The organism is Thalassobius sp. Cn5-15 (genome assembly GCF_022347685.1).
In the GTDB taxonomy this organism is placed as follows: domain Bacteria; phylum Pseudomonadota; class Alphaproteobacteria; order Rhodobacterales; family Rhodobacteraceae; genus Thalassobius.
This window is the reverse complement of the sequence record NZ_JAKRGF010000005.1, coordinates 156,093-170,404: the sequence shown is the minus strand read 5'-3', so window position 1 is coordinate 170,404 and position 14,312 is coordinate 156,093. Positions and strand designations below refer to the sequence as shown.

The following is a 14,312-nucleotide window of genomic DNA, read 5'->3' as shown; positions in this document are numbered from 1 at the left end:
CTATGGCTTCTTCATCTCACGGACATGGCGGCGCAACCCTGCACACCGATGTCCACCCCTTCTGGGGGAAACTTAACTGGGACGCGCTGGCGTTTTTGCACGATCCCATTATCCTCATTACCTTTATTGGGGTGGTTCTGGGCGGCATCGCAACGCTGGCTGCGATGACCTACTACCGCCTTTGGGGGCCGCTGTGGCGCGGTTGGCTGACTTCGATCGACCACAAGAAGGTCGGGATCATGTACATGATCCTTGGCCTGATCATGCTGCTGCGTGGCTTTGCCGATGCGCTGCTGATGCGGGGTCATCAGGCGCTGGCTGCCGCGGGCTATGAAGGCTACCTGCCACCGCACCACTATGACCAGATTTTCACCGCACATGGTGTGATCATGATTTTCTTTGTGGCGATGCCGTTTGTGACCGGCTTCATGAACTATGTGATGCCACTACAGATCGGTGCGCGCGACGTTGCTTTCCCGTTCCTCAACAACTTCAGTCTGTGGCTGACGGTGTCGGGTGCGGTATTGGTGATGATTTCGCTGTTTGTGGGCGAGTTTTCGACTGCAGGCTGGCTGGCCTATGCGCCATTCTCTGGGCTGGAGTACAGCCCGAGTGTGGGCATGGACTACTACCTGTGGGCGCTGAACATCGCCGGTATCGGGACGACATTGTCGGGCATCAACCTGGTGGTCACCATCGTCAAGATGCGTGCCCCCGGCATGACCTACATGAAAATGCCGGTGTTCACCTGGACCACGCTGTGTACCAACGTGCTGATCGTCGCCACCTTCCCGGTGCTGACCGCCACGCTGGCGCTGCTGACCGCTGACCGCTACATCGGCACCGCGTTCTTCACCAACGAATTGGGTGGTAGCCCGATGATGTATGTGAACCTGATCTGGATCTGGGGCCACCCTGAGGTCTATATCCTGATCCTGCCGGTCTTTGGCATCTTCTCAGAGATTGTGCCGACCTTCAGCAGCAAACGTCTGTTTGGCTATACCTCGATGGTGTACGCCACCTGTGTGATCATGGTTCTCAGCTATATCGTGTGGCTGCACCACTTCTTTACCATGGGGGCGGGTGCCAATGTGAACGCCTTCTTTGGCATCACCACGATGATCATCTCGATCCCGACAGGGGCCAAGATCTTCAACTGGCTTTTCACCATGTACAAAGGCCGCATCCGGTTCGAAACCCCGATGCTGTGGGTTATGGGCTTCATGATCACCTTTGTGATCGGAGGCATGACCGGCGTGCTGCTGGCGGTTCCGCCGGCGGACTATGTGCTGCACAACTCGCTGTTCCTGATTGCGCACTTCCATAACGTTATCATCGGCGGCGTGGTGTTCGGTATCTTTGCCGGCATCGTGTTCTGGTGGCCCAAGGCCTTCGGATTCTCGCTGGATCCGTTCTGGGGCAAGGTAAGTTTCTGGTGCTGGCTGATCGGCTTCTATCTGGCGTTCATGCCACTCTACATTCTGGGTCTGATGGGCGTCACCCGTCGTCTGAGCCAGTTCGAAGACACCTTCTATGCCGTCTACTTCATCATCGCGCTTGTAGGCGCTGTGTTTGTCGCCATCGGCATTGCGGCCTTTATCATCCAGATCGTTGTGTCGATCTTGCGTCGCGAAGAGCTGCGGGATCACACAGGTGATGCATGGGGAACTGGCCGTACGCTGGAATGGTCGACCTCGTCGCCGCCACCCTACTACAACTTTGCCTTTACGCCGCGTGTGCACGAAATCGACGCCTTCACTCATATGAAGCGCGTGGGCTTCACCCGCCCGTCCGAAGGCTACATGCCGATCCATATGCCGCGTTACACTGCGACAGGCGTGATCATCTCTGGCCTGCTGACTGTGCTGGGCTTTGCGATGATCTGGCACATGTGGTTCATCGCTGCGATGACCTTCATCGCAGCGGTGGCCTACGGCATCCTGCACACCTTCAACTACAACCGCGACTACTACGTCCCTGCAGACGAAGTGCGCGAGACTGAGCACAAGTTCCTCAGCAAATTGGCGGAGCCCGCGGAATAATGAGCGCAACCACCGCAAACCAACCGCTTGAGTTTTTTGTCACCGAAGATCCCCATGCAGCGCATGGGGACCATGGCGGCGATCACGCAGAGCACCACCACGAAACTGGCACCATGCTGGGTTTCTGGATCTACCTGATGAGCGACTGCCTGATCTTTGGTATTCTGTTCGCAACATACGCCGTTCTGGGCGGCAACTACGCTGCTGGTCCCGCACCTGTTGATCTGTTTGATCTGGATCTGATCCTGATCAGCACTTCGATGCTGCTGTTTTCGTCGATCACCTATGGCTTTGCGGTTTTGCGCATGGACAAGGGTGATCTGAATGGCACCACGATCTGGCTGATCGTCACAGGCGTTTTCGGCGCCTGCTTTCTGGGGTTGGAAATCTATGAATTCAACCACCTGTGGCACCTCGGCGCCACGCCGATGGCCAGCGCGTTTCTGTCGTCTTTCTTCTTTCTGGTCGGCACCCACGGTCTGCACGTTGCCTCTGGCACCTTGTGGCTGATCGTGCTGCTGGTGCAGTTGCGGATGCATGGCCTGACCCACGCCAACAAGCGACGCGTGATGTGCCTCAGCTTGTTCTGGCACTTCCTTGACCTGATCTGGATCGGCGTCTTTACCCTGGTTTATCTGACAGGAGTCCTATTGTGAGCGCAGACACCCATGAAGGCGGCCACGGGTCGCTGAAATCCTATCTCATCGGTTTTGTCCTTTCGGTTGTGCTGACCGCGGTTCCGTTCTGGATCGTGATGGGCGACGTGATGGACAACAAAACTCTGGCCGTGGTCCTGATCTTCGTCCTCGGCGGTATGCAGATGCTGGTGCATATCCACTACTTCCTGCATGTTACTATCAAGGCCGAAGCAGGCTGGCAGGTTATGTCTATGGGTCTGACCATCCTGCTCTTGGTCATCGTCCTGTCCGGCTCTATCTGGGTTATGTTCAACCTCGAAGAAAACATGATGCCGGCCCACGAACAGATCGAGCGGGTACGCAACCTGCCGTAAGGGATCACAGACGTGACCAAGCGACCTGAAAACACGGATCTGCCGGACGCCGTTCCGGCAGATTTGGTTCCACCCCATCGCCCACGCTGGATGACATGGGGGCTGCTGGTCGTGTCCGCTGGGCTGGTGGTGGTCTTTGTCCTTCTGGGCAACTGGCAGGTCAAACGCCTGACGTGGAAGAACGACTTGATCGCTACAGTGGATACCCGTGCCTTTGGCGTTCCCACCACGCTGCCCCCCATTTTTCGCCCCGAAACCCACGAATACCTGCGTGTCAGGGTAAGCGGCACACCACTAGAGCACGCGCTACTGGTCAAAGCGGTGACAGAGCTGGGGCCGGGTTACTGGGTGATGACCCCCTACCAAGTCGGCGCTGATATCCTCTGGATCAATCGCGGCTTTGTGCCCAATGACCGCAAGGATCCCGCCAATTGGACCGCTCCGAAACCCCAGCTAACCGGCCTGTTGCGCCCTACTGCGCCGGACGGCACATTACTGGAACCCAACCGGCCCGATATTGACCGCTGGGTGTCGCGCGACACGGCCGCGATGTCTTCACGCCTTGGTCTGGGCCGCACGCGGACCTACTTTCTGGACGCTGACCATGACGCCGCCCCTGACACGTGGCCGCGCGGCGGTATGACGGTGATCGCGTTTCCGAACAACCATCTGTCCTATGCACTGACTTGGTATGCGATGGCGCTGCTCTTTGCGTTGACTGTCGCGGTAATGGTGGTGCGGGTGTTGGATGTGCCCTTGATGTGCTGGCGCAGCCCCCCCGACTGAGGTCAGAGCGGGGCGCATTCGGCTAGACGCCCTGCCCCTCCGGTTCCAGCAGTCCCTGACGCGCGGCGACTGCGACTGCCGCGGACATCGTGCCTGCCCCCAGTTTCTTGCGGATGTTACGGCAGTGCATGTCCACGGTTGGCAGGGCAATTCCCAGCGCATGAGCAATTCTGTCCCGTCGCAACCCCGCCGCGGCAAGATCCAGAACCGATTTTTCCCGCGCGGTAAGCCGAACAGCAATAGCAGCAACCGATCGCTGCTGTAGATGCGGCAGAAATAAAACCACGCGCAGCCGATCCTGCTGGAAGGGCAGCACATTCAATTGGACCTCGCCCCGCAGATCGACTGTTCGGCAGCGCATCACTGATGCCTGTGGGGCAGTCGGACGGGTGGCCCGGGCAAGTGCCGCAGCAAATGCGGACCAAGGGACCGGCCGGAACCGCATCCCGACACCTGTACCATACTGACCGAGATAGGCCCGCGCCCGCTCACAGGCCGCAAGAATACGGCCAGATGGCGACACCTCGAAACAGGCAATTTCCAGAGCATCAGCCGGTGGCGGCGCTGAGGGCAAAGGCAGGGGCTGCTGTAGGGGCATCTTGGCACTCAACGGTTTGGCACCGCTGTCCTGGCTGTGAATGGCTGGACCTATCTCAGGCCAAACACCCGCCTGCCGCGCCCCCCAAATGGGGGGTATGCAGTTCGATTATTGCCCCTTAAGATCATTGAGCAGGCCAAATACCCCTATTGGACCCTTCACCGATGACCGATCAGAAACCAGTACAGACTGGCAGAACCCAGTTTATGGCAACCCTTGATGATGTGTTGCCGCAGACCCGCGCGGTCACTCTGGGATCAGAGGCAGCGCTGCTGAAACGATCAGAACAACAGGCCAGTTACGAACGGTTTCTGCATTGGCATTTCGCCCGCGTCAGCTACCCGCTGAACCTTTATGATCGCGACGGGCAGCGTCTGGTCGAGGGGCTGTTGGAGGGATCCGAGAATATCCTTCCTGACCACATAGTGATGCCCGCACCCAATGCGGCCGGCAGCCATTTTGTCGTCGTGGACGCGCAGCTGTTCTTCCTTTTTGACCGGCTGGACCGATGGCCCGACGCGCCGGCTGATGTGGCCTTCGTCGCGATTGAAGTGGCACGCGACCGGATACCGGGATTTCTGGGAGATGAAGTACCCGATAGCGATCTAACCAAAAGCGAATATGAACTTCTGGCCCACCTCCTTAGCGGTCTGGACCTGAAAACAGCGGCCGAAGTGCTGGGCGCCTCATACGACACCAAGCGTAAGCAGGTTCAGGTATTGCTCAGCAAGCTGGGCAGCCGGTCACAAAACGCCCTGCTGCGGCGACTGTCGATTGAAATCACCTCGCGCCTGCTGGATGAACTGCTGCTGCATCCTGAACGCAACAAGGAAACCGCCCTCGTCCGGCGACAGTTCGGGCGTGATGTGGTGGTGAATCGCATCAGCGTCGGCGAAGGCATCGAGGTGCCGATCTGGGATTTCGGCGATCGGCAGGGCCAGCCGGTCCTATATTTTCACAGCATGCTCTGCCCGACAATCTATCGCGATGATTTCTCAGAGAGCTTGAAACAAAACGGGCTGCGCTGGCTGGTGGTACCGCGTCACTTCCTCGGCTTTGGCGGCACGCAAAGTGCAGCGCAGCGGATGGCGCATGTATCCGCTGCGATCCGTGCGACGCTGGACTATCTGTGCGACCAGCCGGTCATCTGCCTGGGCGAAAGTGCGGGCGTCTCTTGGGCACTGCACTTCAGTCGTCACAACGCTGATATTGTAAACCACCTTATGCTGGTCTCTACCCCGCAGCCTGCCTATGCGTGGGAAACCGCCCGCACCACCTCGATCTATGCGGAACTGTCACTGCGCCTCAAACGGAACCCGCAGGTAATCACCGGTTTGGCGCGGGTCTATAATGCGCTGGCCCGATCAAACAGATTTGCGCAGAAGGGCCTGAATCACCTCTACCGCAACGCCCCCGCCGATCTGGCCGAAGTAGAACGCCTGTTCACCCAGGACACTTTCGCTGACTGGCTGCAACTGATCGCCAACGAAGCTGCGATGAGTTCTATGGATGAGTTTCAAAACATCAATCGCAACTGGGCAGCGGATCTGAAGCATGTGTCCTGCGGTATCAGCTTTCTACAAGGCGCGCAGGATCCGTTTTTTCCGCCCGACGAGATCGCAGAAATGGCGCGATCCCTGCCCGGTGCCTCGTTTGAACTGTTGGAAGAGGCAGGCCATCTGGCGATGGGGGCGGAGTTCCCCAAAATTGTCGCGCATCTGGCCCGCATCCCCCATGACAGCACGGCCAGCACCGCCTGATCTCTGCCCTAGAACTGATAAAACCAACCCAGTTCACAGGCCGTCGTTTCACGGGAATACAGTGCCACATTGGACCGCTGACGTTCATAGCTACAGCTGACCTTGGGCGTGGCGCCGAAAACACTGATCTTGCGATGGATGGCCGAGAGACCAACTGTCCAGACCCTGTCACGGCGTGCGTAATCCAATGCGGCAAAGTGGGCATCATACTGCCGAATGGTAAGACCGGCGTTCAGCCCCATGCGCAGATGGTCGGTCACCTTGGTTTCGCCGCCCAGCTGCACCCCCACGCCCCAGTAACGGTGATAGTCCAATTCTGTATTGCGCCGTTCCAACCGCAGGCCAAGGGTGCTCACCCTTCCTTTGGAATGGATGGTCCTGAAAGACCCGTTAAGGCTGAGCACAGGACCGCTAAACGTCGGGGTGTTCAAATAATCGCGCTGTTCAACCACGGCGCCGAGATTGAAACGGCGGCCCGCCGTCAGATCGGTGCTGAAGTTGGCGCGCACGCCATAACGCAACACTTCGGCGCTGCTGTCAGGGATATCGCTATAGCGCTTGCGGCTGGCAAAAATGCCCAGCCGCCAGTCTTGGGAAGGCCCGATTTGTTTCAAATCGGCCGACAGGCGCGCGCGCCAGAAACGCAATCGGTCGTGCTTATACAGCCCACGCGACAGCCCCCCCCCAAAGACAAGGCTGCGCCCTGTACCTAATGGCAACCGATAGGACAGATTGCCCCCCACTTCGGCACCGATACCGAATTCCTCTGCCCCGCCTTCACTGATATTGAAGCGCCCCAAAAGCGTATCAAAATGACGTTCCGAGGAGACATTATTAACGTTACTCGTTGGCCGCAGAACAAAGGATCCCGAGAGCAAGACAGGCTGCCTAAGCGCAAGACGATCAAGCGCCTGCAGGTAGACATCTGCATTCTCACGCTGCCCCGGCTGTTTGATCAGTCCGCGCAGGTATGTTTCGGCGCGGCGAGTCTGACCTGCCTGAAAAAAAAGCTCTGCCAGCAGCAGATGCGCTTGCGCGTTTTTCGGGTCTATTCGGGCCGCAGTGGCAAGGGCTTGCGCCGCTTGGCGTGGATCTTCGGCCTCTCTGCCGATCCGCACCAGCCTGTGATAGAGCTCTGCCCGATCCCCCCTTTTTTCCGCGCCTGCCGAAACGGGTTGACCAACTCCAAGCAACAAGGCGACAGCCATCAAACCGCCGCACAGAAACCGTATCGTAAAAAGACGCGCCCCTGCAGCATCAAGCCTGCAGGGGCGCTGGATGGTTGAATTAGTTCTCAATGGCTGCAAAACCGCCGGACACATTTTCCGTACCGCCGGATGTCGTCAGGGTTGCGTCGAAATCGCCCGTGGTGGCCAAATCGCCATTGTAGTCGAAGAAGTCACCGGCGATGACACCGTCTACTGTGATGTTGTCCGGCCCATCCACCAGCATGCCGTCGACATCAGCGTCAAATGTGGCACCAGAAACCGATCCGGCAGCGCCCGCGATGGTCAGCGTACCGCTGATTGCATCGCCTTGATTGCCGTTGCTATCATAAACATCAAAACCGGTGGCAGACCCAGACACCGATCCATCGTTGAAATCGACTGAAAGTGACAGGTTGCCAATCACCTCATCGTTGCCACTGTCACCTACGTCGCCAACGCCAATGGCACCGGTCATATCAACGGTACCTGACATCAGGGATGCGTCAGCGGCATTCAGCGACCCCGCATCAGCCCGCGTCAACAGATCCTCCAGATTGGAAAATTCCGCCGGCAGATCAATATCACCATCGGAATCACCACCAGAGGAGCTGCAGGCCGCCAGAGAGACCGCGACAGCGGCCGATGCTAGAATTTGGAAAGACTTCATGATTTCCCCTCAAATTTTGTTCCGCGCTTTGACTGATGCCAAAGCTGACAAACCTGAATGTGAGGAAACGCGCCACTGGCACAATCTGCGAGAAGTTGTAGGTTGACGCAGCGGTCAATCTATGTGGTTCAGAATTCAAAGCGCAGGTGACAGCGCGCGGGTATTCGGTCCGGGAAATCGCCGAACGGCTGGGTATCAGCACCCAATCTCGCTATACATGAGTGGCCAGATTTTCGGCACCTCAAAGGCAGACGGACCAAGAAGCGGACGTTCACCGCCTTAAGAAAGAGCTGGCTCGGGTCACGGAAGAACGTGACATCCTAAAATAGGGCGAGGCTTTTCCGCCATTAGCCCCTAGACAATGTCGACCGCGTGCTGCGCCAGAGATGCAAAGTGAGGTACGCGTTTCTTGATGCCATCGCAGAGAACATGCCGTCCGCCTCCTTTGCAGGGTCTTGCGGGAAAGATACCCCCTAATGACTCATGGTATCGTATCATTTCACCCCAAACAGACTTAAGCTTCTATTGGTTTATGACCTTGATTTTCAGAGCGATAATTTTCAGAGCGATCAAACCACGAGTTTCTGCTCTTTCAGCAGATCAATCTCAGTCCTGATCACCTCAAGAAAGGCCTGCCCGACTGCGCTGATCTGACGGTCGCGCGGGACAAACTGTGCAATTTCCCAGCTTATCGAAGGTAAAAGAGGTCGCGTAACCGCCTTGTCAGGATCCAGCAACCGGCAGGCAACCGGGTCCACAATCGCCAGTCCCATACCCATTTCCACAAGCTTTACCACACCGCGCAAATTGCGCATTTCTGCGGCGATCTCACGTTTTACGTCGATGGTCTGCATCAGGAAATCAACACGTGTTCGCAAAGGGCTCCCGAGAGACAGATCAATGAAGGTTTCCTGACGCAGCCTTGGAAGGGGCAAGACGTCAGTTTCGTTAAGGGGGTGATCTATGGGGAGAATACAGCAGGCTTCGCATCTGGCCAGCGTTGTCGCGGTCGCGCCGAAGGCTTCGGCGTCAAGCGTGATTCCCAGCGCCATGTCGCAAGTCCGTTCTGCCAGCATCCGGGTCATTTCCTCGAGCCCTACATCGACCAGTTTTACGCTGACGCCCGGGTGTTTCTCACGGAAAATGGCAACAGCATCCAGCAGGAACGTGTCGCAAAACACCGGTTGCGCGGCAATGACCAAATGCCCGGTTTTCTTGTTGGCAATGGCCACAGCTTCTTCTTCGGCGTCGCGAAGTGCTGCAAGGGTACGCTGCACAGTCTGGTGGTATTGAAGCGCCTCTGGAGTAGGCGTTAACCTGTTGCGTTTCCTTACAAAAAGAGCGAACCCGATCTGTGCTTCAAAAGTGACCAACAGGCGGCTGATCGCAGGCTGACTGAGGCCAAGCAATTCCCCGGCCCCCTTCATGTTTCCAAGACGCATGAAAGCGTCAAAAGCCTCTAACTCTCGCTGTTTAATCATCGCGCCCTCTCAGTATGAGGAAATATTATACTGAACGATACTATTGTCAAAAAAAATTATACTACAGATACTTGTTTCGTTATTACGGGCCGGACATCCGGCCTCATCTTGGGAGGAAACCATGAAGAAACTCATCACCGGATTGACATTGGCGGCAACGATGGCTGCTGGCGCGGCGTTTGCGGCCGACTATCCAGAAAAAGCGGTCACATTGGTGATCCCATACGGGCCTGGCGGCGCCTCGGATCTGGCGGGTCGTGCCTTGTCGGAAAGCGCCAAACCCTATCTGGGTCAACCTGTGACGGTCGTGAACAAACCGGGCGCAGGGGGAATGAATGGCGCGCGGTTTGTAACTGAATCCGATGCCGACGGTTACACGCTGTTGCTGGCCCGTGTCGGCATGGCACTGACACCGGCGGTCAACCCGCAGGCATCCGTCGATTGGGACGCCTACACCTTTGTTGGCGCTCTTGAAGCAACGCCAATGATCCTCGCGGTCAAGTCGGATGCGCCTTATGAAACAGTTAAGGATCTGACTGACGCAGTGACCGAATCGGGTGGGCGTATGGCTTATGCCGCCTCCGGTGCGACCTCGATTGATGGGTTTACGGTTCAGACTTTGCTCTCCGATGCAGGGCTTGACCCGCTGACGGCCGCGACGCTGGTGCCCTACAAAGGCGGCGGCGCCCTTGCGACTGCTCTGCTGGGCGGTCATGTCGACTTTCTTGCCATCTCGGCCGGGTCTTTGATGCCCCATATCGAAAGCGGAGACATGAAGGCGCTGATGGTTTTTGCACCTTCGCGCATGGACAACCTGCCGGATGTCCCGACCGCGTCGGAACTGGGCTATGAGCAAGCAGGTCAGGTCACAGGCTGGAGCGCGCTCTACGCCCCCAAAGACCTGCCCGCAGACGTCGTTGCCAAATGGCAGGGTGTTCTGGAGCAGGTCGCCACCGATGAAACCTGGCTGACGCTTGCTGAACGCCGCGGGTCGATCTCGACTGTCGGGTCCATCGACATGCCGGCCTATGCCAAGGCGCAATACGAACTGTTCAATGGACTGGCCAAAAAATTCGGCTACATCCCTGAATAAACTCCTTTGAAACGACAAAAGCGGCGCTCGATCATAGCTTGCGCGCCGCTTTACAATTGGCAAAGGAGTCCAGCTATGACTAAATCTCTTTTTCGCGGTATTTTAATCACCGTGCTGTTTGCTTTCGTCGCTTTCGTCCTGATCCCGATCTATGTTCCGCGACCAGCCTTCATCCCGGGATTTGCGCCCCCCCCTGACATGTGGCCCCGGGTGATCTCAATCATCGGTATGGGACTCGGACTTGTAGCGTTTTGCCTGACCCTGCTGGGCAAAGGCGAGGCCGAAGACCCCGCGCCGAAATCGGACGGCGCCCCCACCAAAACCCTTATTCTCAGAGCCTTCGGAGCCGCCGCTGCATTTGCCGGATTTATCGTGATCCTGCCGATTGTGGGGTTCGCGATCGGGGCGATGCTGTTGACCGGCGTCTGCATCCTGCTGACGGGCGAGCGCGGGCATGTGATCTGGGCGGTTGCCATCTCGGTGCTCGGTCCACTGGCGCTGACATTCTTTTTTCAAAAAGCGCTCGGCACGCAGTTCCCGCAAGGGGTGCTCGGTCCGGTTATCGGACTGTGAGGAGACACAGAAATGCTCAATGACATCCTAATGGCGCTGCAAGCAGTTGCCACTCTTGAAAACCTTCTCATCATGATCGCCGGGATCTGGGGGGGCGTCATCATCGGCGCCATTCCGGGCATGACCGGCACGATGGCAGTCACCCTGGCCCTGCCGTTCACGTTTTATATGGATCCGGTGCCTTCAATCCTGATGTTGGTTGCCCTCTACAAAGGGTCAACCTATGGCGGATCGGTCTCGGCCATTCTGATCAAAACGCCGGGAACCGCGTCGGCCGCCTGTACTGCGCTTGATGGATATCCGCTGGCGCAACAGGGCAAGGCGGGCAAGGCGCTCAATATGGCGCTTTATTCCTCCGTGACCGGGGACTTTATCTCGAACTTGTCACTGATCTTTCTGGCGGCCCCACTGGCCATTTTGGCGCTGCGCGTCGGGCCTCCGGAATATTTCATGTTGATGCTGTTCGCTCTGACAACTGTGGCGGGCGTATCCGGAAACTCCCTGCTTCTGGGCTTGGTGTCCGCAGCCATGGGTCTTTTGCTGGCCACCGCTGGTGAGGACATCTACGGTTCCTTCCGCTTTGCTTTCACCGAAGACATGCAGGCGGGGCTGTCAGTGGCACCGGTTCTGATCGGTCTGTTTGCGCTGCCCGAGCTGATCAAGATGATCGTCATGCGCGCGGCTCCTGACAATGAAACCGCCAAACTCGGGGACCAGAAGGTCAGCCGGGCGGAGTTCATGCGCTCGTTCAAGTCGATCCTGCGTGGCAGTTCAATCGGCGTGATCATGGGGGCCATCCCCGGGATCGGACCTTCGGCAGCAGCCTTCTTCTCCTATGGCGAGGCACAGCGCTCGTCCAAGAACGGGAAGAATTTTGGCAAGGGCGAGTTGGAAGGCATTGCAGCCTCGGAATCGGCAAACAACGGTGCCTGCGGGGCGACTATGATCCCTCTGTTGGCCTTGGGCGTGCCCGGTGACGTTATCACAGGGGTCATGCTAGGGGCTTTCATGATCCAGGGACTGACGCCGGGGCCGCTGTTATTCCAGACGAACATTCATGAAATCTACATGCTGTTCATCGGGATGCTGTTCTCGTCCGTACTTTTGTTCGGCGCAGGAAAACTGACCATGCGTATGTTCTCCTATGTCGCGCATATTCCCCAGACATTGCTGACACCGACCGTGTTGCTGTTGTGCCTGTTCGGGATCTATTCGATTTCGTCCAGCATGTTTGACGTCACGGTGCTCTTGATCATGGGCTGCGTCGGCTTTGGCATGTTCCTGCTGAACATCCCAGCCGCGCCGTTCCTGATCGCCTTCATCCTCGGCCCGATGATCGAAGACAACCTGCGCCGTGCACTTGCCATTTCGCGGGGCGAACCTGGTATCCTGTTGTCTTCACCGATAACATGGGTATTCGCAGCTCTGATCATCTTCGTTGTCACCCTGACCGTTCGAAGAGAAATTCACAAAGCCAAAGAACGTAAAGGTGAAGTAGCATGAGTATGACTGCAATGACTGTTGACACAATTCAGTCCCCATTGGAGCGCGCCAAGGCGCATCTGCAGAACCTGATCAGCTTTGATACGGTGTCTGACAAATCGAACTTGCCAAGTATTGACTACTTGGCAAGTCACCTCAAAGAACTGGGCGCCGAACTGACTATATTGCCTGACGCAAGTGGGGAAAAAGCAAACCTTGTCGCGCGTTTCGGCCCATCTGACAAACCTGGGATCGTCCTGTCCGGCCATACTGATGTCGTGCCTGTGAACGAGGGGGAATGGACAACCCCTCCATTTGAAATGCACGAACGCGATGGTCGGCTCTATGGGCGGGGCAGCTGCGACATGAAGGGCTTTATCGCCTGTGTCATGGCGATCGCCCCGGACATGGCCGCAGCCCAGCTTGAGCGCCCGTTCTACCTGTGCTTTTCTTATGATGAAGAGGTCGGGTGTTTGGGCGCGCCCGATATTGCACGCTATCTGGCAGGTCTGGATGTGCCCCCCGATTTTGCCATCATTGGTGAACCGTCTGACATGCAGCTCATCACCGGCCAAAAGGGTAAAATCGCAATGCGCGCGATTGTCAAAGGCACATCTGGCCACTCATCCCTGGCCCCGTGCCACGTGAATGCGGTCGAATATGCAGGACGGCTTCTGAACCTGATTACGGCACAAGCGGAGCGCTACGCCACCGAAGGCCCGTTTGATCCTGAATTTACCGTGCCCCATGCGACTTTCATGACAACAACGATTGCGGGTGGCGTCGCAACGAACATCACGCCGGATCGGTGCGAACTCACCTACGAGCTGCGTTCAATCGGTGAAAACGATCCCGAACGGGAAATGGCCCAATTCATGGAAGACGCAAAGCAAATAGAGGCCGAGATGCAGGCCAAAGCATCGGATGCGGGTTTTGAATGGCAACCGATTTTCTCATATCCCGCGATGAATGACGCCCGCAATTCCCATGGTTTCCGCAGGTTTTCAGATCTGATGCCGGACTATGGCGGGAAAGTCTCGTTCGGCTCCGAAGGTGGCGTTTTTGAGAAAATCGGCGGCATACCCTCTGTCATTGTGGGCCCTGGGTCTATCAAGCAAGCTCACAAGCCGAACGAATTTGTCGAGGTTTCTCAAATAGAAATCTGCTTGGATTTCTTGAGTGGTCTTGTCGCTGCTGAGACCCGTTGATCGCTTGCCACTCCCTTAGTTTTTCATGATTTCGGGACGACGTTGGGCAGCGGCCCGCTGTCTCTTTCTCTTTTGCTGGGCCACTGATTGCGGTTTTCTCATATGGTTGCCGAAACTGGTGGGGGTAAATTGAGCGCCTGATGTGAAGGGGTAAAGGTGTGTTGCCAAACCAGTCAGTCCTGCATCGCACGTGGCTGCAGGCTCTGCTCCGCAACACCTTCACACTGACGTTGATTTAGAGGCTATGATTGCCTGCGCAGCCCTCAAATAGCGCAAGGCAATCATAGCCGGGTCTCAGGCCCTGACAGTGGTTTTGCACAACCACACTGCAAGGGAGATCGACTATGGCTAAGACCACTATCCCACAGCACGGTCCTGTTTAGGTCGCGATTGATATCGCAA

The 14,312-nt window shown here is 57.0% G+C and carries 13 protein-coding genes; 9 read left to right on the top strand and 4 right to left on the bottom strand.

The genetic code is table 11. The annotated features are described in order from the left end of the window. Nucleotides 1–2: 2 nt before the first annotated feature. Genes cyoB through MHM86_RS12575 form a run of 4 tightly spaced genes read left to right on the top strand, consistent with a single transcriptional unit; the run spans nucleotide 3 to nucleotide 3,840 of the window. Nucleotides 3–2,042, top strand: coding sequence for a cytochrome o ubiquinol oxidase subunit I (gene cyoB / locus MHM86_RS12590; RefSeq protein WP_239200113.1), 2,040 nt, complete (start codon nucleotides 3–5; stop codon nucleotides 2,040–2,042). Then, entirely contained in the window at nucleotides 2,042–2,698 is a 657-nt protein-coding gene (gene cyoC, locus MHM86_RS12585) for a cytochrome o ubiquinol oxidase subunit III (protein ID WP_239200110.1), read from the top strand. The genes cyoB and cyoC overlap by 1 nt, the downstream gene beginning before the upstream one ends. Beyond that, the gene (cyoD, locus tag MHM86_RS12580; protein ID WP_239200107.1) at nucleotides 2,695–3,054 is read left to right on the top strand and encodes a cytochrome o ubiquinol oxidase subunit IV; all 360 of its coding nucleotides are present in this window, start codon (nucleotides 2,695–2,697) and stop codon (nucleotides 3,052–3,054) included. The genes cyoC and cyoD overlap by 4 nt, the downstream gene beginning before the upstream one ends. A gap of 12 nt (nucleotides 3,055–3,066) precedes the next feature. After that, nucleotides 3,067–3,840 carry an SURF1 family cytochrome oxidase biogenesis protein gene (locus tag MHM86_RS12575; RefSeq protein WP_239200104.1) on the top strand — a complete coding sequence of 258 codons (774 nt, stop codon included), beginning with the start codon at nucleotides 3,067–3,069 and terminating at the stop codon, nucleotides 3,838–3,840. Between the two features lie 22 nt (nucleotides 3,841–3,862). On the opposite strand, the gene MHM86_RS12570 is transcribed toward MHM86_RS12575, so the two are convergent. Further along, a complete protein-coding gene (locus tag MHM86_RS12570; protein ID WP_239200101.1) occupies nucleotides 3,863–4,201 on the bottom strand; it encodes a helix-turn-helix transcriptional regulator in 339 nt (112 codons plus the stop codon). Between the two features lie 401 nt (nucleotides 4,202–4,602). Between MHM86_RS12570 and MHM86_RS12565 the strand changes: the two genes are divergently transcribed. Further along, entirely contained in the window at nucleotides 4,603–6,198 is a 1,596-nt protein-coding gene (locus MHM86_RS12565; protein WP_239200098.1) for an alpha/beta fold hydrolase, read from the top strand. A gap of 8 nt (nucleotides 6,199–6,206) precedes the next feature. On the opposite strand, the gene MHM86_RS12560 is transcribed toward MHM86_RS12565, so the two are convergent. The 3 genes from MHM86_RS12560 to MHM86_RS12545 form a co-directional block, all read right to left on the bottom strand. Beyond that, nucleotides 6,207–7,406: a surface lipoprotein assembly modifier gene (locus tag MHM86_RS12560; protein WP_370644140.1), complete on the bottom strand. Its 1,200-nt coding sequence runs from the start codon at nucleotides 7,404–7,406 to the stop codon at nucleotides 6,207–6,209. Nucleotides 7,407–7,485: 79 nt separating this feature from the next. Beyond that, nucleotides 7,486–8,073: a hypothetical protein gene (locus tag MHM86_RS12550; protein ID WP_239200095.1), complete on the bottom strand. Its 588-nt coding sequence runs from the start codon at nucleotides 8,071–8,073 to the stop codon at nucleotides 7,486–7,488. A gap of 569 nt (nucleotides 8,074–8,642) precedes the next feature. Next, nucleotides 8,643–9,554, bottom strand: a complete 912-nt coding sequence (locus tag MHM86_RS12545) for a LysR family transcriptional regulator (RefSeq protein WP_239200093.1) — start codon at nucleotides 9,552–9,554, stop codon at nucleotides 8,643–8,645. Nucleotides 9,555–9,675: 121 nt separating this feature from the next. Between MHM86_RS12545 and MHM86_RS12540 the strand changes: the two genes are divergently transcribed. The 4 genes from MHM86_RS12540 (at nucleotide 9,676) to argE (ending at nucleotide 13,910) form a co-directional block, all read left to right on the top strand. Beyond that, nucleotides 9,676–10,647 (top strand): tripartite tricarboxylate transporter substrate binding protein, encoded by a 972-nt coding sequence (locus MHM86_RS12540; RefSeq protein ID WP_239200091.1) that lies wholly within the window; start codon nucleotides 9,676–9,678, stop codon nucleotides 10,645–10,647. A 75-nt stretch (nucleotides 10,648–10,722) separates the two neighbouring features. Next, complete coding sequence (locus MHM86_RS12535) at nucleotides 10,723–11,220, top strand: tripartite tricarboxylate transporter TctB family protein (protein ID WP_239200089.1); 498 nt, start codon at nucleotides 10,723–10,725, stop codon at nucleotides 11,218–11,220. Between the two features lie 12 nt (nucleotides 11,221–11,232). Continuing rightward, a complete protein-coding gene (locus MHM86_RS12530) occupies nucleotides 11,233–12,723 on the top strand; it encodes a tripartite tricarboxylate transporter permease (protein WP_239200087.1) in 1,491 nt (496 codons plus the stop codon). A gap of 38 nt (nucleotides 12,724–12,761) precedes the next feature. Further along, complete coding sequence (gene argE, locus MHM86_RS12525; RefSeq protein WP_239200085.1) at nucleotides 12,762–13,910, top strand: acetylornithine deacetylase; 1,149 nt, start codon at nucleotides 12,762–12,764, stop codon at nucleotides 13,908–13,910. The last annotated feature ends 402 nt before the right edge of the window (nucleotides 13,911–14,312 follow it).